20 protein-coding genes and 2 pseudogenes are annotated in these 23,337 nt (G+C 71.5%); 5 read left to right on the top strand and 17 right to left on the bottom strand.

The genetic code is table 11. The features are described 5' to 3' along the window. Nucleotides 1-317 precede the first annotated feature (317 nt). Nucleotides 318-1,100, top strand: coding sequence for a hypothetical protein (locus tag KK483_RS31315; protein WP_262008580.1), 783 nt, complete (start codon nt 318-320; stop codon nt 1,098-1,100). A gap of 93 nt (nt 1,101-1,193) precedes the next feature. Here KK483_RS31315 and KK483_RS31310 read toward each other — a convergent pair whose 3' ends face one another. The 5 genes and pseudogenes from KK483_RS31310 to KK483_RS31290 all read right to left on the bottom strand — a co-directional run. After that, nucleotides 1,194-2,102 carry a formylglycine-generating enzyme family protein gene (locus KK483_RS31310; protein ID WP_262008578.1) on the bottom strand — a complete coding sequence of 303 codons (909 nt, stop codon included), beginning with the start codon at nt 2,100-2,102 and terminating at the stop codon, nt 1,194-1,196. Then, nucleotides 2,099-3,763, bottom strand: coding sequence for an alpha-amylase family glycosyl hydrolase (locus KK483_RS31305; RefSeq protein WP_262008577.1), 1,665 nt, complete (start codon nt 3,761-3,763; stop codon nt 2,099-2,101). Before KK483_RS31305 ends, KK483_RS31310 begins: the two co-directional genes overlap by 4 nt. 16 nt (nt 3,764-3,779) lie before the next feature. After that, complete coding sequence (locus KK483_RS31300) at nt 3,780-5,240, bottom strand: sulfatase (protein WP_262008576.1); 1,461 nt, start codon at nt 5,238-5,240, stop codon at nt 3,780-3,782. A 79-nt stretch (nt 5,241-5,319) separates the two neighbouring features. Beyond that, nucleotides 5,320-5,577, bottom strand: a pseudogene (locus KK483_RS31295) (carbohydrate ABC transporter permease); the annotation flags it as partial. Between the two features lie 67 nt (nt 5,578-5,644). Next, nucleotides 5,645-5,890: pseudogene (locus tag KK483_RS31290) on the bottom strand (extracellular solute-binding protein); the annotation flags it as partial. Here KK483_RS31290 and KK483_RS31285 point away from each other — a divergent pair. Next, nucleotides 5,786-6,058, top strand: coding sequence for a hypothetical protein (locus KK483_RS31285; RefSeq protein WP_262008575.1), 273 nt, complete (start codon nt 5,786-5,788; stop codon nt 6,056-6,058). The pseudogene KK483_RS31290 and the gene KK483_RS31285 overlap by 105 nt on opposite strands. Before the next feature lie 159 nt (nt 6,059-6,217). On the opposite strand, the gene KK483_RS31280 is transcribed toward KK483_RS31285, so the two are convergent. The 7 genes from KK483_RS31280 to KK483_RS31250 form a co-directional block, all read right to left on the bottom strand. After that, on the bottom strand, nt 6,218-8,377 hold the full coding sequence (locus KK483_RS31280) for a glycoside hydrolase family 3 N-terminal domain-containing protein (RefSeq protein ID WP_262008574.1): 2,160 nt from the start codon (nt 8,375-8,377) through the stop codon (nt 6,218-6,220). 128 nt (nt 8,378-8,505) lie between these two features. Continuing rightward, entirely contained in the window at nt 8,506-11,052 is a 2,547-nt protein-coding gene (locus KK483_RS31275) for a beta-galactosidase (RefSeq protein ID WP_262008573.1), read from the bottom strand. After that, a complete protein-coding gene (locus tag KK483_RS31270) occupies nt 11,049-12,506 on the bottom strand; it encodes a glucoamylase family protein (protein ID WP_262008572.1) in 1,458 nt (485 codons plus the stop codon). Before KK483_RS31270 ends, KK483_RS31275 begins: the two co-directional genes overlap by 4 nt. 135 nt (nt 12,507-12,641) lie before the next feature. Then, nucleotides 12,642-13,523, bottom strand: a complete 882-nt coding sequence (locus KK483_RS31265) for a carbohydrate ABC transporter permease (protein WP_262008571.1) — start codon at nt 13,521-13,523, stop codon at nt 12,642-12,644. Next, nucleotides 13,520-14,524 carry a carbohydrate ABC transporter permease gene (locus tag KK483_RS31260; RefSeq protein ID WP_399015472.1) on the bottom strand — a complete coding sequence of 335 codons (1,005 nt, stop codon included), beginning with the start codon at nt 14,522-14,524 and terminating at the stop codon, nt 13,520-13,522. Before KK483_RS31260 ends, KK483_RS31265 begins: the two co-directional genes overlap by 4 nt. Further along, nucleotides 14,521-15,768, bottom strand: a complete 1,248-nt coding sequence (locus tag KK483_RS31255) for a sugar ABC transporter substrate-binding protein (RefSeq protein ID WP_262008570.1) — start codon at nt 15,766-15,768, stop codon at nt 14,521-14,523. The genes KK483_RS31260 and KK483_RS31255 overlap by 4 nt, the downstream gene beginning before the upstream one ends. A gap of 423 nt (nt 15,769-16,191) precedes the next feature. Next, nucleotides 16,192-17,277, bottom strand: a complete 1,086-nt coding sequence (locus tag KK483_RS31250; protein WP_262009763.1) for a LacI family DNA-binding transcriptional regulator — start codon at nt 17,275-17,277, stop codon at nt 16,192-16,194. 191 nt (nt 17,278-17,468) lie between these two features. Between KK483_RS31250 and KK483_RS31245 the strand changes: the two genes are divergently transcribed. Continuing rightward, on the top strand, nt 17,469-17,753 hold the full coding sequence (locus KK483_RS31245) for a ribosomal protein L7/L12 (protein WP_262008569.1): 285 nt from the start codon (nt 17,469-17,471) through the stop codon (nt 17,751-17,753). A gap of 255 nt (nt 17,754-18,008) precedes the next feature. Here KK483_RS31245 and KK483_RS31240 read toward each other — a convergent pair whose 3' ends face one another. From KK483_RS31240 to KK483_RS31225, 4 genes are all read right to left on the bottom strand, one after another. After that, nucleotides 18,009-18,458: a hypothetical protein gene (locus KK483_RS31240; protein WP_262008568.1), complete on the bottom strand. Its 450-nt coding sequence runs from the start codon at nt 18,456-18,458 to the stop codon at nt 18,009-18,011. A gap of 52 nt (nt 18,459-18,510) precedes the next feature. Continuing rightward, entirely contained in the window at nt 18,511-18,645 is a 135-nt protein-coding gene (locus KK483_RS31235; protein ID WP_262008567.1) for a hypothetical protein, read from the bottom strand. Further along, on the bottom strand, nt 18,614-19,948 hold the full coding sequence (locus tag KK483_RS31230) for an OFA family MFS transporter (protein WP_262008566.1): 1,335 nt from the start codon (nt 19,946-19,948) through the stop codon (nt 18,614-18,616). The genes KK483_RS31235 and KK483_RS31230 overlap by 32 nt, the downstream gene beginning before the upstream one ends. A 106-nt stretch (nt 19,949-20,054) precedes the next feature. Then, a complete protein-coding gene (locus KK483_RS31225; protein WP_262008565.1) occupies nt 20,055-20,762 on the bottom strand; it encodes a TetR/AcrR family transcriptional regulator C-terminal domain-containing protein in 708 nt (235 codons plus the stop codon). A 7-nt stretch (nt 20,763-20,769) separates the two neighbouring features. Between KK483_RS31225 and KK483_RS31220 the strand changes: the two genes are divergently transcribed. Together KK483_RS31220 and KK483_RS31215 are read left to right on the top strand one after the other, a co-directional pair. Then, a complete protein-coding gene (locus tag KK483_RS31220) occupies nt 20,770-20,967 on the top strand; it encodes an amidohydrolase family protein (RefSeq protein ID WP_262008564.1) in 198 nt (65 codons plus the stop codon). 178 nt (nt 20,968-21,145) lie between these two features. Next, nucleotides 21,146-21,793 carry a GAP family protein gene (locus KK483_RS31215; protein ID WP_262008563.1) on the top strand — a complete coding sequence of 216 codons (648 nt, stop codon included), beginning with the start codon at nt 21,146-21,148 and terminating at the stop codon, nt 21,791-21,793. Nucleotides 21,794-21,920: 127 nt separating this feature from the next. Here the strand turns inward: KK483_RS31215 and KK483_RS31210 are convergent, their stop codons facing one another. Next, on the bottom strand, nt 21,921-23,261 hold the full coding sequence (locus KK483_RS31210) for a helix-turn-helix transcriptional regulator (RefSeq protein WP_262008562.1): 1,341 nt from the start codon (nt 23,259-23,261) through the stop codon (nt 21,921-21,923). Nucleotides 23,262-23,337 lie beyond the last annotated feature (76 nt).

The raw sequence follows: 23,337 nt of genomic DNA, 5'->3' as shown, positions 1-23,337 counted from the left end.
GGTCCCACCCCGGCGGAGTTCGGCGCAGGAATCCCATCGCTGTCCTCACTCCACGGTGCCCCCAGGCGGTGGTCATCGCATCTGGAGTGAGCTCCGGCCGGCAGGTCAACGCGGTTGGGGCCTCGCCTGCGGGCCGCGCGAGGCAAATCAACTCGTGGCTTCTGGCACGTCCGCGGAGACTCCCGCGCCGAACGGCGGTTCTCCCGCCCCGAGATGCAGGAGGTCCTCCCCGGTGAGTTGATGGATTGAGGAAGGCGCCCCCTTGGCTGCGCCGAGTGCCGGCCTGCCGGGCGAACTGGCGGCAGGGGAGGCGGGAGATGCCCATTCCTCAGATGATCACTGATCGATATCAGCGTCTCAGGGCCTGGTTCGCCCAGAGTGCCCAGGTCGCCGATGTGCTGTATGAGCTTCCCGCGAACGTGGCGGACGTCAGAATCCTCTGCTTCAGCCCGAACGCTCCGGTCAATATGGGCATCGCTGCGGGCCAGGCGAACAATGCCCTCTACGTCCCCGCGGTCTCCCGCGGCCAGTTGCTGGCGTTCACCACCCAGCGGTTCATGAACGAGTACAACCTGGACTACCCCGGCCCTCCGCTGGAATATCCGATGCCGGAGTACCGGCTCTTCGAGGAGGGGCCGCACTACTACCTGCCGGTGATATTCGTGAGACTGCAGCAGCAATGGATGGACAACCTTCAGGACGCCGATGTCAACTTCCTGTCCGCGATGGTTCCGCTGCACGAACTCGGTCACGCGTTGTTGGGGGCGGCGGATGCCCAACACCAGGGCGAGTCCTACGCCTACTGGATCGAGCTGAAGACGATCCTGCACTTCATCCGGACCACCGTGCCCATCGGCGGGAACTACGACGCCCCGGCTGTGGGCATCACCACCTCGGCCCAGGCCATCGCGGGTTTCGTGACCGGCCGGGAGAACCAGTACGCCATCGCGAAGAACCCGGCCGAGCGGGCTGTCCGCAACACGGGACTCCCGAACACCATTGATCAGATCGCAAACGTTCTCCAGGCTGCGGGCCTACCCCAGGCCGGCGTCGCCGGACTCACTCAGGAGGCCACCAGGTTGCGGCAGATGCCGCCGTAGGACGATCCCCAAGGCGTGCCCCCGCAGAGTGCGGGGCGGTTGAAGTCCCGTCGCCGCTCCGGGGCGCGGCTCACCGCTGCCACACAGCCGGCATTACCGGCACCGGCCCCGCACCACCCTGAACCCGGTGTTGCCGCTGGAGCTGTCCGGTGTGTTGCCCATGCGGGCCGAGGTGCGGTAGCGCAGGCAGTACGACTCGTGGCACAGGTGCGAGCCGCCCTTGAGCACTCTCGCGCCGGGGGCGAAGAGGTCCGCGCACCATTCCCAGACGTTTCCCACCGTGTTGTACAGGCCGTACGCGTTCGGCGGGAAGGCGTCCACGGGGCAGGTGCCGCGGTGGCCGTCGGCCGCGGTGTTACGGCCGGGGAAGGCGCCGCGGAAGATGTTCATGCGGTACTGGCCGCCGGGCTCGCGCTCCTCGCCCCAGGGGTACGGCATGCCCTCAAGGCCGCCGCGTGCGGCGTACTCCCACTCGGCCTCGGTGGGCAGCCGTGCCCCCGCCCAGCGGCAGTAGGCGAGGGCGTCGCCGTGGGAGACGTGGACCACCGGGTGGTCCCGGCGGTCCCGCACACCGGAGCCGGGGCCTTCCGGGTGGCGCCAGTCGGCGCCGTGGACCTGGCGCCACCAGGGGGTGGCGGCGGCGGCGCGGGTGGGTGGGAAGTCGTCGGGGAGGAAGCCTCCGAAGACGAAGGACCAGCCGAAGTGCTCGGCGTCCGTGCGGTGGCCGGTGGCCCCCGCGAAGGCGGCGAACTCCTCGTTGGTGACGGCCGTCGCGCCGATCGCGAAGGCGTCGACCGTCATCTGGCGGACCGGGCCCTCGCGGTCCGCCGGATACGGGGAGTCGTCGCTGCCCATCAGGAAGGCGCCGCCCGTCAAGGCGCACCAGCCGCCGTGCGGTTCCACGGTGACGGCCGTGTGCCGGACGGATGGCGCCGCCGGCGTGCTCGCCCGTCGCCCGCGCCCAGGAGCGCAGCACGCGGACGGGCCGGGTCCGTCGCTCATCGTCCTCCCTCGGCCGTGACCGTGAAGATGCCGTACGCGAAGCCTGCGGCCCTCACCACCGCGTCGTGCACCCCGACCCCTACCCCTGACGCCTCCAGTGTCTCGCCCACGGTGACTCCTTCGGGGAGCGTGAACTCCGCCTCCGTACGGCGGGGGTTGACCACGATCAGATACCGTCCGCCGCGTACGTACACGAAGGGGTATCCGGCGTGCAGCACCTGCGTGCCGCCCGCACTGCCCAGCTCGGGAGCGGCCTTGCGCAGCGCGATCAGGCGGCGTACGAGGTTGAGCAGGGAGCCGGGGTCCTCGCGCTGCGCCGCGACCGTGGGGCGGGCGGGGTCGGGGTCGACGGGGAGGTAGAGGCGCTCGGGCGGGGCGGTGGAGAAGCCGGCGTTGGCGGTGGAGTCCCACTGCATCGGGGTGCGTGAGCCGGCCCGGTTGTAGCGGGGGCCGAGGACGCTGCCCTCGTGCTCCGGCAGGCCGGGGACGTAGCGCATGCCGATCTCGTCGCCGTAGTACACGGCGGGCAGGGTCGGCCAGGTGAGCTGGAAGGCGAAGGCCGCGGGGAGCTGCTCCGCGGTGCGCGGGCCGCAGGCGAGGCGGGAGAAGTCGTGGTTGGCGGTGGGCAGGGCGACGAAGCCGCCGCGTCCCGCCTCGGCTATGGCGGTGGTGGCGGCCTTCCAGCCGTCGAGGAAGATCGCCGGTGAGCCGGCGCCCTCGGCACCGAAGTAGGGGGCCAGCGGGGCCCATTGCTCGCTGACGGTGCCGGTGGAGTTGTTCCACAGGGAGCGCAGCTTGAGGCCGTCGTCGTCGGCGCCGAACTGGAGGAAGAAGTCGGCGTGGAAGCCGGCCGGGACCGAGACGGCGGGGTCGCCCCACTCGGAGAGCATCGCGGCGCCGGGATGCCTCGTGTCGAGCCAGTCGCGCATCTCGCGCCAGAGGCGGGCCGACTCGGCGTGTCCCGGGTCGTCCTTGACGAGCGAGGCCGCCATGTCGACGCGGAAGCCGGACAGGCCCAGGCCGAGCCAGTGGTCCATGATCTCGCGCAGGGCCCGGCGGTTGGCGCGCGGTCCTTCGGCGTCGACGGGCTGCCGCCAGGGCTCGTCCGGATGTGTGCGCGCGTAGCCGAAGTTGAGGGCGGGCTGGCTGGGGAAGAAGTTCGGCTTGTACCAGCCGGGCCGGGTGCCGGGCGAGGGCTGGAAGCCGTCACCCGGGTCGCTTCCCGCATCGGCCCAGATGTAGCGGTGGTCGGACGGGTCGTCGGCGGACGCGGTGAACCAGGGGTGCCGGTCGGAGGTGTGGCCCGCCACGAGGTCGAGCAGGACGCGGATGCCGCGGCGCCGGGCGCTGTCGGCGAGCCGGGCCAGGTCCTCGTTGGTTCCGTAGCGGGCGGCGACGGTGAGGTAGTCGGACACGTCGTAGCCCGCGTCCGCGAACGGCGAGGCGAAGCAGGGGTTGAGCCACACGGTGTTCACGCCGAGCCAGGCCAGGTGGTCGAGCCGCTGCTCGATGCCGGCGAAGTCGCCGATGCCGTCGCCGTCCGCGTCGGCGAAGCTCTGCGGATAGATCTGGTAGAGGACGGCGTCGGCCAGCCACTCGGTCGCCGGGCGGGTGCCGGGGAGCTCGGGACGTGCGCCGGGGAGCTCGGGGTCTGTCGTCATGGGGGGTTGCTTCCCTTCAGGAGGCCGGCGGGGCCGCGGTGGTCGGGGACGGCAGTACGCCCTCCGGGGTGTCGCCGAAGTGGCGCTGCAACTCGTCCAGTCGGGCGGTGAGTTCCTCGACGACGCCGGCGTAGTGCGGGTCGTCGTAGCGGTTGTGCAGCTCGTTCGGGTCCTCGGCCAGGTCGAACAGCTCCCACGCGGGCGTGCGCGGCGCGTCCTTGGACCCGTCGGCGCCGGAGCCGTGGCCGGGGTAGTGGATCAGTTTGTGCGTCCGGGTGCGGATGCCGTAGCTGGCCTGGACGTTGTGGCAGACGTCCAGATGCATGTAGTAGCGGTAGTAGACGGCGTCCCGCCACTCGCCGCGCTCCTCCTCTCCCTCTCCCCTCAGCAGCGGCAGGAGCGACCGGCCCTGCATCCGCGGGTGCGGCGCGAGTCCCGCCATGTCGAGGAGCGTGGGGGCGTAGTCGATGTTCGCCACCAGTTCCCCGCGCCGGTCGCCGGCCCCGGTGACGCCGGGCCAGCGCAGCACCAGCGGGATGCGCATGCCCTCCTCGTACATGAACCGCTTGTCGAACCAGCCGTGTTCGCCGAGGAAGAAGCCGTGGTCGGAGGTGTACGCGACCGCGGTGGACGCCTCCAGGCCGCTGATGTCGAGGTAGTGCAGCACCCGGCCGACGTTCTCGTCGAGGGCGGCGATGACCCGCAGGTAGTCCTTGATGTACCGCTGGTAGCGCCACTCGCGCTCCTCGCGCGGTGACAGCCCGGGCGGTACGGGCACGCCCTTGAGGTCCTCGTCGGTGAGGTCCTCCATGCTCATCCGCGCCTCGTGCGCGGCGGGGGCGCGGCCGGCGAGGTCGTCGTGGAGGGTGGGCGGGGCGGGGATGTCCCGGTCCTCGTACAGGTGCCGGTGGCGTGCCGCGGGCTCGAAGGGGCGGTGCGGCGCCTTGTGCTGGACGAGCAGGCAGAACGGCTTGTCCGGGTCGCGTCCGTCGAGCCAGTTCAGCGCCAGGTCGGTGATGATGTCGGTGACGTAGCCGGGGTACTTCCTCGTGCCGTCGGCGGAGACGAAGTCGGGGTCGTGGTAGACGCCGTGCTCGGGGAGGATCTCCCAGTGGTCGAAGCCCTGCGGGTCGTGGCCCTCGCCGTGGCCGAGGTGCCATTTGCCGATGATGGCGGTCTGGTAGCCGGCCTCCTGGAGCATCCTGGGGAACGACGGCTGGCCCGCGTCGAACCGGTGGGCCGGGCCCTCCAGCGAGGTCATGCCGTTGACATGGCTGTAGGTGCCCGTGAGCAGGGTGGCCCGGGCGGGCGAGCAGATCGCGTTGGTGCAGAAGGCGTTCTCGAAGACGGTGCCCTCGGCGGCGAGGCGGTCCACCGCCGGGGTCCTGTTGATCACGCTGCCGTAGGCGCCGATGGCGGCCGGGGCGTGGTCGTCGGTCATGAAGAGGATGATGTTCGGCCGCCGGGGAGCGGTCATGATCGGTGAACCTCCGGGCAACAGGGGCTGAGGGGCGGGCACGTGCGCTACTTGAGGCCCGTGGTGGCGATGCTCAGGTGTCAGGGTCGGTGGTGGCGACCAGCGGCCACAGGAAGTTGTTCCAGGAGGCGAGGAAGGTGAGGACGGCCAGCGTCGCCAGGGCCGGCCTGACCGTCGGCAGCGCGATGCGCCCGAAGACGTACCATTCGCCGGCGCCGTCGATCCGCGCGGCCTCCAGGATCTCGTCGGGTACGGCCTGCAGGAACTGCCGCATCAGGAAGACCCCGAACGCACCGGCCGCGAAGGGCAGGATCAGCGCCGGGTACGAGTCGGCCAGCCGCGTCCCCGGCGTACCAGGGAACGCCGGGGACCGTGCCGCCCTGCACATTGGCGTCCCAGGCCGCCGGGAAGTACTCGTCCCGCCGGAACTGCCGGGTGTCGACCGGCTCCAGCAGATCGAGGCCGATGAACTCGCCCATGAGCGTCGAGCCCATCTGCGCCATGTCCGGGAGGGTGCCGGCCGCCGCCGCCGAGACGAGTTTCTGGTGGACGACGTCCCAGCCGACCGAGGTCACCTCGACCGTGATGCCGGGATGCTCCCGCTCGAAGCCGTCGGCCAGCTCGCCGAGTCTCTGGCCCTCCTCCCCCATGCCCCACACGGTGAGCGTCTGCTTCTCGTCCAGTGCCGTCTGGCGGACGGGTCCGCCGGAGCACGCGCCGAGTACGGGCATCACCGCCGCGAGGGCGACGGCGACGCCCGCCACTCGCGCCTTCCTGACCGTGCGGGGCAAGGGGAACTCCTCCTCGAGTCCTGGTGACCCTGTGTCCTCGGATACGTGTGGGGCCGCGCCTGCCGGACCGCCGCACACCCTGCGTTTCTCTCGCAGGCGGCAGCGGAACGTGTGGGATTTCCCGCAGCCGGCGAGTGCGCGGGGCGGCGTGCGCGGCCTTGGCGCGGCACAGGGTGTGCGGGGGCCTCAGCGCACCGTCAGCGTGCAGCGGGCCGCGGCCAGCGAGCTCGTGCCGGCGTAGATGTCGAAGCGGCCCGGTTCGACGACGAAGCGCCCGGCGGGGTCGTTCGTCCAGAAGCCGAGATCCTCGGCGCCGAGCGTGAAGCGCACGACCGTGCTCTCCCCCGGCTCCAGCGTGACGCGGCTGAAGCCGCGCAGTCGCCGCAGCGGCTGGGCGATGCTCGCCACCGGGTCGTGGACGTACAGCTGGACGACCTCGTCGCCCGCGCGCCCGCCGGTGTTCGCCACGTCGACCGCGATCTCGACGCACGCGCCGTCCGAGAGCTCGTCCACGGTGAGCGAGTCGCGGTCCGCCCGCGGCTCGCCGGTGGTGAACGTGGTGTAGCTCAGGCCGTGGCCGAAGACGAACTGCGGCCCGTCGGCGAGGTCCAGGTACTTGGAGACGTACTTCTCGTCCGCGTGCGCGGGGTCGTAGGGGCGCCCGGTGTTCTCCCGGTTGTAGTAGACGGGGATCTGGCCGACCGCGCGGGGGAAGGTCACCGGCAGTTTGCCGCCGGGGTTGACGGCGCCGAAGAGGACGTCGGCGATGGCGTTGCCGGCCTCGATGCCGGGGTGCCATGCCTCCAGCAGCGCCGGGACGCCGTCGACCCAGTCGCCGACGGTCAGCGGCCTGCCGTTGACCAGGACGACCGCGAACGGCCTGCCGGTGGCCGCGACGGCGGCGATCAACTCCCGCTGCCGGGCGGGCAGCGAGAGCTCGCTGCGCACCGCCGCCTCACCGCTGAGCTCGGGCTCCTCGCCGACCACGACGATCGTGACGTCGGCTGCCTCGGCCGCGGCGACGGCCTGCGCGAGGTCCCGGCCGTCGGCGTGGCCGACCTCCGCCCCCGGGGCGGCGGCGCGTACGGCGTCGAGCACGCCGACGGTGGGAAAGCGGCGGCAGCCGGGGCCGGCCCAGGTGCCGTGCAGATCGGTGTGGTCGGCGAACGGGCCGACCACCGCGATGGACCGGGTGCCCGGGTCGAGCGGGAGGACGCCGTCGTTCTTCATCAGCACCATGGAGCGGGCCGCGGTCTCCCGCGCCGCCGCCAGGGCCGCGGGCGTGGGCGCGCCGACGGCGGCGGCCTCGTCGGTGTACGGGTCGTCGAAGAGGCCGAGCGCGTACTTGAGCCGCAGGATGCGGGCGACCGCGTCGTCCAGCCGGTCCTCGGTGATCCGCCCGTCCGCGAGCAACTGCCGGCCGTGGCCGGCGATATGGGTGCTGACCATCTCCATGTCGACGCCGGCCATCAGGGCGAGGCGGCCGGCGTCGGCGCCGTCGGCCGCGTACCCGTGCGCGATCAGCTCGTCGACGCCCGTGTAGTCGCTGACGACCAGGCCGTCGAAGCCCCACTCCTCCTTGAGGATGCCGGTCAGCGTGTGCGGGTTGCCGTGGGCCGGGACGCCGCTGACGGTGTTGAACGCCGCCATGACGGTGGCCACGCCCGCGTCGACGGCCGCCCGGAACGGCGGCAGGTAGAGGTTGCGCAGCCGCTGCTCGGAGACGTCGACCGTGTTGTAGTCGCGCCCGCCCTCCGCGCCGCCGTAGGCCACGAAGTGCTTGGCGCAGGCGGCGACGTTCTCCTCGGCGGCGAGGTCGTCGCCCTGGTAGCCGCGGACCTTGGCCACGGCGAGCACGGCGTTCAGGTACGGGTCCTCGCCGCAGCTCTCCGCGATCCGGCCCCAGCGGGGTTCGTGGGTGACGTCCATCATCGGCGAGAACGTCCAGCGCACTCCGTTGGAACGGGTCTCCTTCGCGGACACCTCGGCGTCGCGCTCGGCCACCGCCGGATCGAAGCTCGACGCCTGGGCGAGCGGGATCGGGAAGGTGGTCCAGAAGCCGTGGATCACGTCCAGGCCGAAGAGCAGCGGGATGCCGAGCCGGGACTCCTCCACGGCCATGCGCTGGAGGGTGTTGGTGTGCGCCGCGCCGTACAGGTTGAGCACCGAGCCGAGCAGGCCCGCTCGGGCGGCGCGCTCGACCTCCTCGGTCTGGCCGCCGCCCGGGCCGGTGTCGCCGGTCCAGGTCAACTGCTGGAGCTGGCCCAGCTTCTCCTCGACCGTCATCCTGCCGAGCAGGTCCTTGACCTTGTCGTCGTAGTCCGGGCCTTCGTACGGTCGGAGCATCTCAGTCCTTCTGCCTTGTTCGCGCTGCCCGGGGCAGGGTGCCTCCCAGCCCTGAATGTATGCGCATACATCATTGCTTGCAAACGTCCGTGCCGAGGCGCGCCGCACCGGTCGGCGCACCTCGGCGGTCAGCCCTTGTGCACGGTGAACTCCGCCCGCCGTACCCGCAGGACCGTCAGCGTCCCCTCGACGGAGACCTTCGCCCCGGCACAGTGCGCCCGGCCCTCGACGGCCACGACCGCCTCGTCCCCCATCGCCCGGAAGGCCACCCGGCCCTCCGCCACCGCGCTGATCTCGGCGGTGGCGTACGCGATGCGCAGACCGCCCGCGTCGAGCCCGAGCGGGAGCATGGCCGCGCCGCGCCCGGGCAGGTGCAGCCGTTCGCCGCCGAAGAGGGGCTTGCCGCGCTCCGTGACGGTGACGTCCTGGGCGTAGCCGGAGGAGATGTTGAAGGCGTGCAGGAGCCGTCCGCCGGCCGGATCGGCCGTGGTGAGCAGGAAGACCCCGGGCAGCCGCGCGTCATGGGTGATCCCCGGCACCGCGCCGAGCTCGCGCAGGGCCGCGGTCCAGAAGCCGAGGTCGCAGCGGTAGGCGTTGGTGACGACGACCGCCCGGCCCTTGCCGACGGGGATGTCGAAGCCGCAGCCGTCGCCCGTGGACACCTCGCGCAGCACCACGTCGCCGCGGCTCGCGCTGCCCAGCTGGGCCTTGTTCACCCGGATCTCGGCGCGCGGAGCGGCCCACCCGTGCGCCGACACCGACAGGAAGAACCGGTTGGCGTCCGTCATCGTCCTGCCGGGTTTCAGGCCGAGGGCGTCCCGCAGCTGGGTCGCGGGGCGGCCGGCCATGTCCTTGCCCGGCAGCAGCCCGGAGAGCAGCAGCCTGCCGCCCGCCTCCAGGTAGCGCACCAGGCGACGCTGCAGCGCGCCGTCCAGGTACTCGCCCGTGGCCAGGGCGAGTACCGGCGTACGCGCCGGATCCAGGTCACCGGCCTGGATGTCGACGCTGTCGTAGCGGAAGCCGCTGAGCAGCATGGCGCGGGACAGCGCCCCGTCGGGACCGAAGCCGCGCACCGGGCGCACATCGTCGATGACGGCCTTCGCCGAGGCGGTGTCCGGGTGGTACTCGGTGAGGTAGTGGTCCGGGACGAAGCCGAGCGAGAGACGGTCGTACTGCGTCTTCATCGGCGCGAGCAGCGCGGCGTTGCCGTTCACCGCGTGGACGGTGCGCTTGAGGGACGGGTAGCTGGGTCCGGGGCGGCCCTCGGGATCGACCGGCGCGGCGAATCCGTGCCGCTCGCCGGTCGAGCCGATGCGGTCGTTGCCGTCGCCCGCCGGCTCGTCGAGCTTCGGGTTGAAGCCGCCCGCGAACAGGTAGTAGTTGATCATTTTGGCGCCCTGGGCCAGACAGAGCCTGGTCTTCAGGTCGGTGGCCTCGGCGCCGGACTGGTTGTTGAGCGTGTTGCCGTAGTCGGCGTGCCCCGCGTCGAACTCAAGGGCGGTGACGGGCTGGTCGGCGTCGTGGACCGCGTCCATGAACGCGTTCACCAGATACAGATCGGTGACGTTGCGGAAGCTCAGGTCGCCGAGGTAGAAGTCGGCGCCGGACACCATGCCCGGCTTGCCGGAGTACGTCTCCATCAACTGGCTGATGCCGATGGGGAAGTTCTCGGCGCTGCCGCCGCCCGTGCCGTGGATGTTGATCAGGAACGGGACGCCACGCACACCGTTCTTCTCGGCGGCCTCGCGCAGTTCGGTCACATACCGGGCGAAGCGCCCACGCATGAACGTACCGAGGTCGTGCATGAGCGCGGCCGCGTAGCCGTCCTCGGGTGTTCGGATCGCCCTGTCCCGATCGGCGGCGGGCTTCCCGGCGAAGGGGTAGCGGTCGCCGAGGTCCTTGCCGTACGTCCTGTCCAGCCAGGAGTTGAAGTCGATCAGCAGGTGGTCGGTGAGCGCGGGGGTGTTGCTCACCCAGTCGAGCATGCCGATCTCGTTGTCGAGCTGGCAGGCGACGACACCTGGACGGCCCTTGCCGCGCAGCCGCCTCGCGAGCACCGGCATGACGGCGTCGTACCAGCGGCGGGTCTCCGTCAGGAACGCCGGCGCGAGGTAGTCGATGGCCGGGGTGGGGCCGTCGGCGCCGTTCCAGCCCCTGGGGTTGATCTCGGGGTGCTCCCTGCGCACCCGCTCCGGGACGCCCTCGCCCTTCAGCTCGGCCATCGTGAACGGGCCGGGCCGCGGAACGATGTCGAAGCCGTTCCCGATGCACAGATCGAGGAACGCCCCGAGGTCGCGCTCCGGACGCGTGCGGCCGGTGACGTCGATGGTGCCGTCGGGCGTCTCGTGCCACATCCAGGGGATGTACGTGGCGATGGCGCCCAGTCCGGCGTCCTTCGCCCTGTCGAGGCGGGACTGCCAGTCCTCGCGCTTGAGCCGGAAGTAGTGGATCTCTCCGCCGAGGACGAGGGCGGGCTTGCCGTCGATCAGGATCTGCTTGTCCCGGTACGTGACCCGGGCCGGCTCCCCGGCGTTGTCGGCCGCGGCGAAGCCGGCCGCGGACGCGGCGGCCGATGCGGCGGCCGATGCGGGAGCGGCGGACGTCGCGGCGGTGGCCACGCCGGCCGCGGCCGTGCCGAGGACCGTACGGCGGCTGACGGAAGAGAAGGCGCTCACAGCCCGAAGTCCTCCTTCGCGATCAGCGGCTGCAGGTTCTTGCGGAACCCGCCGCTGTGGAACGGACGTTGCAGCAGCCCCGGCTTGAGCACCTGGGCGAGGGCCGCGGCCGCCATGCCCTGGTCGAGGGAGAGCATCCGGTCGCTGACCTTGCCCGTGGAGACGTTGACGGAGTCGTAGAAGCCCATGCCGTCCTCGTACGAGTCGAAGTCCCGCTCGATGCGCATCAGGTTCCGCAGCGCTTCGCGCGGGGTGACCATCAGGGCGAGGCAGCCGGCGTGCGGAGTGACGACGCCGTTGGTGTACGCGGACGGGTCAGGCTTCGGCTCGCCGTACGGCACGTAGGTGCGGTCGGTGTTGGAGCAGTACCCGCCGGGGTTGATGCCGAGGTACTGGACGCCGTACTCCTGGTAGCCGCCCTCGGGGACGTTGCACGGGGAGAAGCCCCAGTAGCCGTACTCGGTGTCGATCAGGCCGTGGTCGCGCTGGCCCAGGGCGTGGTGGGTGAGGCTGGTGCGCCAGGAGGCGTTCCACTGCGCGGAGGGCACGAACAGCTCCGGCATCAGCTGGCCGAACATGTCGCCGCCCCAGCCGGGGACCGAGTTGCGGCCGCGGTAGGTGTAGTGGCCGTTGAAGTAGCGCACCCCGTCGCGGGTGGTCCAGTCGCCGCCCGGCGGCATCTCCTGCTTCTGCCCGGGCTCGAAGGTGCGCAGCATCCGCCAGTAGTGGTCGCCCGTGACGGTGCCGTCGGCGATGCCGAGGTAGCCGGCCATGCGGGTCTCGGAGACGAGGGCGCCGTAGAAGTACGGGGTGAGGGCGTTGTCCGCGACGCGGAAGCCGGTGTGCATATGGCCGGGGTGGGCGACCGGGTCGGCGGCGTCGTAGGGCTCGTAGAAGAAGGACCAGTCGATGTCCTTGCGGAGCTTGCGGATGCGCGGGGCGAGCAGCTGGTCGGCGTCCTCGGCGATGCGCAGGCCGACGTCGAGCCAGGCGTTGTCGACGGTGGACAGCAGGTGGTCGACGGGTGCGCCGCTGCCGGGCCAGTTGTCCAGGACCTCGCCGGTGAACGTGTTGTACCAGTTGAACCAGAAGCCGTGCAGCCGCTCCATCTTCTCGACGGTGGCCACGGTGCGGGAGAGGCGGCGGTGCATCTCGCGCTCGCCGATCAGCCCGAGCCCGGCGGCGGCGACGGTGGACCACAGCCAGCAGCCGATGTTGGTGGTGGAGGTGTTGTCGGTGAGTACGGGCCGCTCGCCGCCGAGCCTGATGTTGTCGGCGGGCAGTCCGCTGTCGGCGACCATCGTCTCCAGCGAGCGGTAGGTGTCCGCGAACCAGCGCTTGAGCAGGGCCTCGGGGTCCCCCGAGGGGCGTCGGCCCGCGTGGGCGGGGGCGGCGCCGAGCGCGAGGGCACCGGTGGCGCCGGCCGTCGCGGCGAGAAGGGTACGGCGGTGCATAGGGCGATCCAACTCCCTTGGCAGCGGAAAGATGTGCGGGCAGCGTGATGTGGAGAGGGCTCGTGCAGGGGGGGGTTGTACGGGGCCGGAGGCCGTCAGGTTGCCGCCGGCCCCGTACGGATCAGGGGGCGCCGGCTACTTGAGGCCGGCCGTGGCGATGCCCTGGGTGAAGTGACGCTGGAGCGCGATGAAGACCGCGATCACCGGGAGCACCACCAGGAAGGCACCGGCCATCAGGACGCCGTTCGAGCCGTCGGCCTTGGTGGGGTCGATCGCGAAGGTCGCGAGCGCCACCGGCAGCGTGTACTTCTCCGGATCGTTGGTGGCGACCAGCGGCCACAGGAAGTTGTTCCACGACCCGAGGAAGGTGAAGATCGTCAGCGTGGCCAGCGCGGGCTTGACCAGCGGCAGCACGATACGCCAGAAGATGTACCACTCGCCGGCACCGTCGATCCGGGCCGCCTCTAGTAGCTCGTCCGGGATCGCCATCATGAACTGGCGCATCAGGAAAACCCCGAACGCGCCGGCCGCGAACGGCAGGATCAGCGCCGCGTAGGAGTCGAGCAGCTCCATCTTGCTGATCATGACGAACTTCGGCAGCAGCATGAGGTTGCCGGGCACCATCAGGGCGCCGAGCACCACGCCGAACACCACGCGCTTGCCGGAGAAGTTCAGCTTGGCCAGCGCGTACCCGAGCATCGAGCAGAACACCAGGTTGCAGAGCGTGACGAAGACGGCGACGACCGCCGAGTTGAGGAACGCCTGGCCGACGTCCATCAGGGACAGCAGCTCGCGGAAGTTCTCCGTCGTCCACGTGGTGGGGATCCACACCGGCGGGCTGGCTCCCAGCTCCGCCTGCGTCTTGAACGCGGAGAGCCCCATCCACAGGAACGGCGCGGACATGACGAGCAGTCCCACGCCGAGCAGGACGTACGTCAGGGCCTTGGCGCCGCGTACGCCCGAGGTGGCCGTGCGGCCGGTGGGCGCGGGAGCGGCTTCGGTCTCGGTGGCGCTCATCGGGTCTTGTCCTTCAGCAGGCGGAGCTGGAGCAGCGTGACGGCCAGGACGATCGTGAACAGCACATACGCCATGGCGCTCGCGGAGCCCATGTGGAAGAAGTCGAAGCCCTCCTCGTACATGTGCAGGGAGACCGTCAGCGTGCTGTCGCCCGGGCCGCCGTTGGTCATCACGAAGGGCTCCTCGAAGACGTTGAGGAAGCCGATGGAGGTCATCACCGCGACATACAGCATGGTCGGCCGCAGCAGCGGGATGGTGATCTTCCGGAACTCCTGGAAGGGGCCGGCACCGTCGAGCTTCGCGGCCTCGCGGACCTCGACCGGGATGGACTGCAGTCCGGCGAGGAAGAGGACCATCGCGGTACCCATGTTCCGCCAGACCGCCATCGCGATCAGGGAGGGCATGGCGAGCGCCTCGGACGCCAGGAAGTCAGGGGTCCCGAAGCCCAGCTGGGCGCCGAGCCCGGCGATCAGGCCCTCGGACGGGTCGAGGACGAACCGCCAGACGACGGCGACCGCGACGATGGCGGTGACCACCGGGACATAGAAACCGACCCGGAAGAAGGTCCGCAACCGGTCGATACCGGAGTTGAGCAGGACGGCCGCCACCAGTCCGCTGCCGATGGTCAGCGGCACACCGAGCACCACGAAGTAGCCCGTGTTGAAGAGTGCCTTGACGAACTTCTCGTCGTCGGCGAGGGCGGTGTAGTTGTCCAGGCCGACCCATTGCGCGGCGAAGGGGTCCGTGACGTTGCGCAGCCCGAAGTCGGTGAAGCTCATCGCGAACGTGGCGACAATCGGGAAGGCCATGAAGGTCAGGAAGAAGACCAGGAACGGAGTGGAGTAGAGCCAGCCGGCGAGGTTCTGCCGGGACAACCGGTCGGGGCGGAGCGTCCGGCCTGCCCCGGCCGCCTTCCGGTCAGGGCCGCCGGCCGGGGCCGGGCCCGCGGCCGGGAGCGAGTCCCGGTCCGCGTCCCCGGCCTTGGTGGCGGCGGTGCTCACTTGGCCATCAGCCCTTCGGTCGAGCCCTGGAGCTTCTTCGCCTCGGCAGCCGGGTCGGCGCCCTGGGCGATCTTCTCCAGGGCGCCCTCGATCAGCGCGGCGATCTCGCTCCACTTCTCCAGCGGCGGGACCTCCTTGGCGGTGTCCAGGGACTGCTTGAACACCATGAGGCTCTCGCCGCCCTCCTTGAGCTGCGGCTGGTCCCAGGCGGCCTTGCTGGCCGGCAGCGACTTGGCCATCGCGTACCACTCGGCCTGCGTCTCGGGCGTGGTCAGGAACGCGGTGAACTTCTCGGCCGCGGCCTTGTGCTCACTGTCCTTGAAGGTCACCAGCGAGGAGCCGCCGACCCACGAGACCGAGCCCTTGCTGCCCGCCGGCAACGCAGCGGCCTTCCACTTGCCTTCGAGCTGCGGCTGCTGGTCGGTGATGTTCTGGACCATCCACGGGCCGGACATGAACGTCGGGGCCTCGCCGGAGCCGAAGCTCTTGACCGGGTCGTGGCCGACGACGAAGTTCTTCTTGGCCAGGCCGTCCTTGAAGTAGCCGCCCCACATGTCGAAGGCCTTCACGGCCTCGGCGGAGCCGAGCGCGGACTTGCCGTCCTTGTCGACCAGCTCACCGCCCTCGGAGTAGAGGAACGGCAGCCAGCTCTGCCAGGCGCCGGTGCTGCCGGGCTGCAGCTCGGTGCCCCACTTGGCGCCGTTCTTCTGGTAGGCCTCGGCCAGCGCGCGGTGTTCCTGCCACGTGGTGGGGGCCTTGTCGATGCCCGCCTTCTCCGCGAGGTCGGTGCGGTAGTACAGGCCGCGCGCGTCGGCGTACCACGGCACACCGTAGGCGGTGCCGTCCTGCACATTGCCGTCCCAGGTGGCCGGGAAGAAGTCGTTCTTGTCGAAGACCTTCTCGTCCACCGGCTCCAGGGTGTCCAGGGCTATGAACTCGCCCATCATCGTGGAGCCCATCTGCGCCATGTCCGGCAGCTTGCCACCGGCCGCGGCCGACACCATCTTCTGGTGGACGACGTCCCAGCCGACCGGGGTCACCTTGACGGTGATGTTGGGGTTCTCCTTGGTGAACTCCTCGGCGACCTTCTGGAGCCGCGCGCCCTCCTCGCCCATCCCCCACACGGTGAGGGTCTGCTTGGCGTCGGCGCCCACCTGGCCGCCGTCGCCGCTGCCGCAGGCGGTCAGAGCGAGCGCCGGGACAACGGCGAGAGCGATGGTGAGGGACAAGGCTTTGCGGGACATGCGGGCTCCTCCTCGAGTACGCGCGTCGTGCTTGTAAGCGCATACATGACCTTCCAAGAAGCGGTCCGGTGACACAAGAGGCGGGTGGTAACGCTTCCGTAAACCCACCGAAACCTTGGTCGGAGGAGACGGACATGTCGGCGGCCGCCGGGCGGCGGCGCCGGGCGGGCGGGCGTGCGGCAGTCGCTCCGGCGGCCGGCGCCGGGCCTCCGCGAGTGGGGACCAGGCAGAGGCCCCGGGGTCCCGGCGCAGGGCCCGGGCCCCGGGCCCCGGGCAGTGCCGAACGGACAGCGGACGAAGCCCGGACGGGGATCAGGCGGTGGTGCGGCGCTGGTTGCCTGCTCGCGGAGGACGGCGCCCAGCAGCATGGCCGCGCGGCGCCCGGCAGCCGGACCGAGGGGGTCAGGCGGAGTTCGGAGAGGATCACACGGTGCCGGTTCCGGTTCCGGAGCCCGTTACGGGGCGGACTTCGCACCCGCAGCTGGCGCGCCGGGCGAGCGCGGTCGGCAGCGTACGCGAGGCCGTCGGCCGGCCCCGGTCGGCGAGCCGTGCAACGAGCAGCTCCACCGCCTCCTCGCCGAGCCGGCTCATGGGCTGCCGCACGGTGGTGAGGGCCGGGCTGACCATGCGGCTCAGCGGGATCCCGTCGAACCCGGTGACCGCCAGGTCGCCGGGGACGGCGATCCCCCGCTCGCCGAGCGCCTGGAGCGCCCCGACGGCCATCTGGTCGTTCGCGAACACGAGTGCCTGCGGGCGCGGACCGTCCCGGTCAAGGAGCTCCACCGCGGTCTTGCGGCCGGAGGCCAGGGTCAGGTCGCCCCGCGCGGCGGGGCGTGCGGGCAGCGGGAGCCCGGCGGCCAGATGGGCGGCCTGGAAGCCGCGGAAACGGGCCTCCGCGTCCGGCGAGTCCTCGGGCCCGCCGATGAAGGCGAGATCGCTGAGCCCGTGGTCGCCGATCAGGTGCCGGGTCAGTTCCAGCTGGCCGTCGAAGTTGGCCACCTCGATACGGTCGAGACCGGGCGACAGCCGCCCCGCCAGCACCACGACCGGCAGCCGCCGCGAGACGACGTCCAGCACGGCGGGCGGAACGTGCTGCGCCAGGATCGCCAGGCCGTCGACGCGTCCGGCGACGTCCGCCAGCACCTCGCCCGCCCGGTCGGCATGCGCGGCGGAGATGAGCAGCGCATAGCCGTGCCGTCTGGCGGCGCGCTCCATGCCGCGGATGACCTCGTCGCCGTAGAAGCTGAGCTCCGCCTCGTCGGCGTCCGGCGCCGTGCCCTCGGCCTCGGGGTCGGCGAAGTCGGGGAAGCACAGCCCGAGCACCCCGGTGGCCCGGCTGGCCAGTCCGCGTGCGCTCGCGCTGGGCACGTACCCCAGGACGTGCGCGGCGGAGAGGACCCTCTCGCGCGTCGCGGCCCGCACCGAGTCGGGACTGCGGTAGACCCGCGACACCGTCGCGATGGACACACCGGCGCGCTCGGCCACGTCGTAAACGGTGGGATCGCCCATGGTGGAGCCGCCGCCCTCGATACCTGACAATGGAAGCGCATTCAGCCTAGATTGCCCCGGCTGTGGATGACAACCGAGCCCTGGCCGTCCGGGCTGGGCTGTCCCTCGGGGCGGCCCCGCACCCCAACTGCACGGACGCGACCCGGCGTTGACGGTCCCCCTGCCGGCCTGTCCGCCTAGTATGTCCCTCCATGTATATAGCAGCGGTTGTCCTCATCGTCGGCCTCGCGCTCCTGAGCGGGTCCCTGGAGCGAAGGCTGAGCCGCGTGGACCGCAGGCTCGCCCGTCTGGAGCGCAAGATCGACCGCGTGCTGGACCACCTCGGGATCCAGGAGACGGAGCCGCGGCTGGAGCAGGTGGCGGCGCTGGTGCGCGACGGCAGGAAGATCGAGGCGATCAAGGTCTACCGCGAGATCACGGACGCCGGTCTCAAGGAGGCGAAGGACGCGGTCGATCGCATCGAGGCCGGCGGCTGAGCGACACGCCACCAGTACCAGCACCAGCATCCCGCATCCCGCATCCCGCACCCGCAACGTGGGGCACCGCACCCGCAACGTGGGGCACCGCACCCGCAACGTGGGGCACCGCACCCGGCACCCGGCACCCGGCACCCGGCACCCGGCACCCGCAGCGTGGGCACCGGGGGCGGTCGGCGCCAACCCCGTGGCCCCCGGGGCCCCCGGGGCCTTCCGCGTACCGTCGGAGGCCACGGAGTTCGCGCCCCGCCCGCGTCATCGGGCGCGGTTCCACCACTGCTCGGTCTTCAGCGCCAGCACCTGCTTCTCCAGGGCGGCAGCCGCCTCACCGCTCTCCGCGACCGCCCAGCAGACGTGAATGTCCGCCCAGGCGAGAGCGGCCTTCCCCCAGCTCGTGGCCCGCATCGCCCTGCCGCCCTCGACCTCCGCGAGGCGCTCGCGCAACCAGGCCGGATCCGCCAGGGCACGGTCGAGGACGGCCTCGCCGAGCCCCGATGCCAGCGCCTTGCCGCTGGTGTACCGCCGCAGCCGGCCGCACAGCCCCGAGCCGCCGCGCTCCCCCGCCCTACCGACGTACACCAAAGGCCCGTCAGGACCGCGCCTGGCCAGATAGACGCCCGGCAGCCGCGGCACCTCGGCCGCGGTGAGCGGCACCCATGCCGACCACCCGGCCAGGTCCTCGATGTCCCGGCCGACACCGGTCATCGGCTTCCTCCTCCCCCAGTCCGGCCGGGCGGCACGAGCTGCCCGGCCGGCATCATCCGGTGAACAGCTGCGTCGCCTTTCGCACGAGCTCGTACAGCCCGTACGCCAGCGGCGCCCCCACCCACAACCAGGCGAAGGCGATCAGCAGTCGCCGCTCAGGCGGGCTCTGAAGGCTGTCGTTCGGCATCGGCGGTCTCCTGCCTCGGTGCGGGGATGTGGTGGCGGGGGTGCACGGGACGGACGAGTTCGTTGGCGACGAAGCCGACGACGAGCAGCCCGATCATGATGCCGAACGAGAGGCCGTACAGGGACGAGCCGTGCTTGCCGGCCTCCTCCTGCCGGTCGGCGATCCAGTTGACGATCAGCGGTCCGAGGACGCCGGCCGTGGACCAGGCAGTGAGCAGCCGGCCGTGGATCGCGCCGACCTGGTAGGTCCCGAAGAGGTCCTTCAGGTACGCGGGGATCGTCGCGAAGCCGCCGCCGTAGAAGGAGAGGATCACCAGTGCGCCCAGGATGAACAGGGGCTTCGACGCGTCGCCGAACAGCGCGATGAGCGCGTACATCAGGGCGCCGACGCCCAGGTACACGCGGTACATGTTCTTGCGGCCGATCAGGTCGGACGTCGACGACCAGCCGATGCGGCCCGCCATGTTGGCCGCCGACAGGAGTGCGACGAAGCCGGCCGCCGCCGACACCGACACCGGTGCGGAGGTGTCCGCGAAGAAGTCCGTGATCATCGGGGCGGCCTTCTCCAGGATGCCGATTCCGGCGGACACGTTCATGCAGAGCACGATCCACAGGCACCAGAACTGCGGGGTGCGCACGGCGTCGCGTGCGGACACCTGTACGCCTTCGAAGGCGCTCGGTGCGCCCTGCACGGGCTTCTCGCTGCGGGGCACCCGCACCAGCAGCACGCCCAGCGACATGAACACGGCGTACGACAGCCCGTGCACGAGGAACGCGAGCGCGATCCCGGAGCTGTCGGACCCGAACGACTCCAGCATCTGCGCCGACAGGGGCGAGGCGATCAGCGCACCGCCGCCGAAGCCCATGATGGCGATGCCGGTGGCCATGCCGGGCCGGTCCGGAAACCACTTGATCAGCGTCGAGACGGGCGAGATGTAGCCGATGCCGAGGCCGATTCCGCCGACGAAGCCGTAGCCGAGGACGATCAGCCAGTACTGCTCCGTGGCGGCGCCCAGCGCGGAGACCAGGAAGCCGGACGAGAAGCAGACCAGGGCCACGGTCATCGCCCAGCGCGGCCCGTTGCGCTCGACGAGGGTGCCACCGAACGCGGCCGACAGGCCGAGCATGACGATGGCGACCTGGAAGGGCAGAGCGCTTTGCGTGCCGCTGAGGCCGAGCGCCGATTCGAGCGAGGGTTTGAACACGCTCCAGGCGTAGGCCTGGCCGATGGAGAGGTGGACCGAGAGCGCGGCGGGCGGGACCAGCCAGCGGCTCCATCCCGGGGGAGCAACAGGAGGACTCATGATCCGGAACGGTAGGAAGGGCTCAAGGAGTTGAGAAGGCTTCGCGTCGACCGTATGCGGTGAGCGGTATCCCGGGCACGACGAACGGTCGCGCCGGCCCCCGGCCTCACCCCACCGGTCCGCCGCCCCGCCCGATCCGCACCTCCAGCCCGTCCAGCAGCACCTCCAGTGCCGCGCGGAACACCCGCTCCCCCGTCATCGTCGCCATGTGTGCGGAGCTGCGCGCGATCGACGGGTGGCGGGCCGGGTCGGCTGCCGCGTACTCGCGGGTCCAGGCCGCCTCGTCCCCGGCCTGTGCCGCCGGGTCGAGGGTGGCGAAGGCGGCGTCCATGCCCGACCAGGCGAGGGTGAAGTCGCCGTAGACGCGGTGCAGGAGGGCGGACTGCCCGGGGTCGCAGCCGGCTTCGGCGAAGGCAGTCAGGATGTGCTCGACGATCCGCATCTCCGCGGGCCGCCGCGTTGTCCGGTACGTGGCGACGACCGCGGCCGCCGGATGCCGCAGGGCCGTCTCGCGGCTGGCGACCGCGAGGTCGCGCAGGGTCGTGCGCCAGTCGCCGGCGCTCGGCGCGAAGGTCTCCAGGACCTCCTCGAAGAGCCGGTCCGCGAGGAGCAGATGCAGCTCGTCCTTGTCCGCGACATGCCGGTACAGCGCCGACGAGTCCACGCCGAGCCGGGCCGCCAGCTTCCTGACGGTCAGCGCCTCGGCACCCTGTTCGTCGCAGAGCGCCAGCGCCGCGTCCACGATGATCGGCACGTCGAGGACCACCTTCGGCGGCCGCCCCCTGCCCCGTACCGCCGTGCGTTGCGATGCCATGCACCCGATGAGATCAGCCGGTGATGCCCCCGGGCAAGCCCGCGCCACCGAGGCCGGTGTCCTCGCCCCCGGGCGGCTCGCCGACATCGCGGTCCTGGACCGGGACCCGTTCGCCGTCGACCCTCGGGAGCTGCACGGCATCCGCTGCGTGCGGACGTACGTGGGCGGCGTCCTGGTGCATGCCGCGGACCCAGGGCCGCTGTAGAGGTTCATCGACGGTCGGCGTCGGTCCGGACGCCCTTGCGGGGGCTACGACGTCATGAACTCACCGAAGGGCCACGGGGCTGTCGGTGCCGCCGGATCCGCCGGGCCGTGTGGCATTCTCGGGGGAACCCTGCCCGGAGGCCCGACCCCGGCGCGGGCGAGCACAGAAGGCGGTGCCCGTGGCGTTCGGTGAGGTCGTGGTCCTCGCGACGGTGATCGCCGTGTCGCCGTTCACTCTCATCCCCGCGCTCTTCATGCAGTTCACGCCCCGGCCCCGGGCCTCCAGCAGCGCCTTCCTGGCCGGCTGGGTCATCGGGATCGTCGTGCCCGCCGGCCTGTGCGCGGCGCTGGCTTCCGTCGTCCAGCGTCCCGCGGCGGGGCACGCCTGGCTCGACTGGGCCAGAGTGGCGCTGGGGTCGCTCCTGATCCTCTTCGGGCTCCGGCAATGGCTGACCCGGCACGGCAGGGCGGCGCCGGCCTGGATGCGGCTCCTCTCCGACGCGGGCCCGTCCAAGGCGTTCCGGCTCGGGCTGCTGCTGTCGGTGGCCAACCCGAAGATCCTGCTGCTCTCCGCGGCGGCCGGCCTCGCGGTCGGTTCGGCCGAGCCCACCGCCACGACCGCCGTGCTGGCCATGGCGGTGTTCACGTTGTGCGCCGCCAGCACCGTGGCCCTGCCCGTGGTGCTCCATGTGCTGCTGGGCGAGCGGGTCCTGGCCCCCCTGACCAAGGTCAGGGCGTGGTTGGAGGACCATGCCGCCGGAGTGATGGCCGTGGTGATCGCCGCCATCGGGGTGCTCGTGCTCTGCGAAGGCGCCGTCGGGCTCTGAGCCGCGCCGCGGCCGGGCCGGGCGGGGGCCAGGTCGGCGGAGACCAGACCGACAGGGGCCAGCCCTGCGGAGGCCAGACCGACGAAGCCAGCCTTGCGGAGGCAAGTGTCGGCGGGGGCCGCTCTGGCTAGCGCGGCAGGAACGACGGCGTGGCCGGGGCCGGGCCCAGGGTCGTCGTGCCCGGCGCCGCCCGATGGCCGAGGCCCGTGCGGTAGGCGTCCAGCGCGGCCTCCGTGCGTCCACCGCGCCGCAGCAGGTCGCCCAGCAGGCGGCACAGATCGGCGAGGTCACCGCTGGCCCCGCTGCGTTCGAGCAGCCCCAGGGCCAGGACGTAGTGCTCCTCGGCGGCATCGGCGTCGCCGCGCTGCTCGGAGATCAGTCCGAGCAGCCGGTGCGCCCCGCCCGCGTGCACCGCGCCGTGCCGGTCGCCCAGTTCGAGCAGCTCGGTGAGCAGCTCGGAAGCCTCGTCGAGCCGTCCGAGGCGGCGCAGCACATCGGCCAGCTCGACCTCCACCTGCGCGGCGAAGAGCACGGCGCGCTTGGCGGTGAGCATGTCCCGCGCGGTGCGCAGCTCCTGCTCCGCGAGGGCCAGTTCGCCGTCCTGCGCTTGGACGTAGCCGCGCATCCAGTGGCAGTGCGCCAGGTCGGTCCGCAGCCCGAACTGCCGGTAGACGGTCTGCGCCTTGGCGAGGGAGGCGTCGGCGTCGGCCGTGCGGCCCTCCGCGAGGAAGGTGCGGGCCACTTGCCGGTGCATGCCCGCGACCAGTGCCGGATCGTTGACCTGCGGGGCCAGGGCCAGGGCGAGTTCGGCGGCGTGGGCCGCGCGGGCGTGGGCGCCCATGTCGATGTACGGGCCGATGATGGCCGCGTACAGCAGGACCAGGGCCTCGGGATCGGCCAGTCCTCCGGCGTTCAGCTCGTCGATCGTGGCTTCGAGGAGATAGCAGGCGTAGCGCAGTTCACCGGCGAGCAGGTGCGCGATGGCGCGTCCCCGGACCGCGCGCGCCCGCCGGGGCAGCGGCTCGTCGCCGAGGAGCCGTTCCGCCGCCTCGAAGTGCCTTCTCGCGTTGTCCAGCTGCCCTGTCTCCAGCGCGCATTCGCCGAGGCCGAGCAGCACTTCGGCCTGTTCTGCGGTGAGCTGCAGATGCTCCGCGTCGGTGAGGAGCCGCCGGTAGCTCACGGCGGCCTCCTCGGCGGAGCCGGTGGCCAGCTCGCGCTGGGCGTCGGTGAGGGCGAGGCGAAGCTCGGTGGCCAGATGGGCGGGGCGGCCGGTGGACAGCTCCTCGAACGACGTGCCGAGCCGGTCGGCGAGGAAGCGCAGCGCCGCCTCGGACGGCCTGACCTTCCCGGCCTCGAGGGTCGAGATGTAGGCGGGAGTGTACGAGGGTTCGGCCAACTGCCGCTGGGTCAGGCCCAGGTGTGCACGGAGTTGCTGCACGCGGCGGCCGATCTCGGCCGGTTCGTCCATCGGATCCCCTGGGTCGCTCGAAGTCCCCATTATTCAGGGGCAGTAGACCATTGCGCAGCTTCCTGACCCACGCCTA

Source organism: Streptomyces sp. FIT100 (assembly GCF_024584805.1).
Classification (GTDB): domain Bacteria; phylum Actinomycetota; class Actinomycetes; order Streptomycetales; family Streptomycetaceae; genus Streptomyces.
Note: the sequence above shows the minus strand (reverse complement) of the source record. Positions and strands in the feature narration are given on the sequence as shown.

Excerpts from the sequence above, each read along its gene's own strand:
- KK483_RS31255 (WP_262008570.1), bottom strand. The coding sequence starts at position 15,768 with ATGTCCCGCAAAGCCTTGTCCCTCACCATCGCTCTCGCCGTTGTCCCG.
- KK483_RS31310 (WP_262008578.1), bottom strand. The coding sequence starts at position 2,102 with ATGAGCGACGGACCCGGCCCGTCCGCGTGCTGCGCTCCTGGGCGCGGG.
- KK483_RS31245 (WP_262008569.1), top strand. The coding sequence starts at position 17,469 with ATGTATATAGCAGCGGTTGTCCTCATCGTCGGCCTCGCGCTCCTGAGC.
- KK483_RS31265 (WP_262008571.1), bottom strand. The coding sequence starts at position 13,523 with ATGAGCGCCACCGAGACCGAAGCCGCTCCCGCGCCCACCGGCCGCACG.
- KK483_RS31305 (WP_262008577.1), bottom strand. The coding sequence starts at position 3,763 with ATGACGACAGACCCCGAGCTCCCCGGCGCACGTCCCGAGCTCCCCGGC.
- KK483_RS31230 (WP_262008566.1), bottom strand. The coding sequence starts at position 19,948 with ATGAGTCCTCCTGTTGCTCCCCCGGGATGGAGCCGCTGGCTGGTCCCG.
- KK483_RS31210 (WP_262008562.1), bottom strand. The coding sequence starts at position 23,261 with ATGGACGAACCGGCCGAGATCGGCCGCCGCGTGCAGCAACTCCGTGCA.
- KK483_RS31250 (WP_262009763.1), bottom strand. The coding sequence starts at position 17,277 with ATGGGCGATCCCACCGTTTACGACGTGGCCGAGCGCGCCGGTGTGTCC.
- KK483_RS31220 (WP_262008564.1), top strand. The coding sequence starts at position 20,770 with ATGAGATCAGCCGGTGATGCCCCCGGGCAAGCCCGCGCCACCGAGGCC.
- KK483_RS31300 (WP_262008576.1), bottom strand. The coding sequence starts at position 5,240 with ATGACCGCTCCCCGGCGGCCGAACATCATCCTCTTCATGACCGACGAC.
- KK483_RS31235 (WP_262008567.1), bottom strand. The coding sequence starts at position 18,645 with ATGCCGAACGACAGCCTTCAGAGCCCGCCTGAGCGGCGACTGCTGATC.
- KK483_RS31240 (WP_262008568.1), bottom strand. The coding sequence starts at position 18,458 with ATGACCGGTGTCGGCCGGGACATCGAGGACCTGGCCGGGTGGTCGGCA.
- KK483_RS31315 (WP_262008580.1), top strand. The coding sequence starts at position 318 with ATGCCCATTCCTCAGATGATCACTGATCGATATCAGCGTCTCAGGGCC.
- KK483_RS31225 (WP_262008565.1), bottom strand. The coding sequence starts at position 20,762 with ATGGCATCGCAACGCACGGCGGTACGGGGCAGGGGGCGGCCGCCGAAG.
- KK483_RS31270 (WP_262008572.1), bottom strand. The coding sequence starts at position 12,506 with ATGCACCGCCGTACCCTTCTCGCCGCGACGGCCGGCGCCACCGGTGCC.
- KK483_RS31280 (WP_262008574.1), bottom strand. The coding sequence starts at position 8,377 with ATGCTCCGACCGTACGAAGGCCCGGACTACGACGACAAGGTCAAGGAC.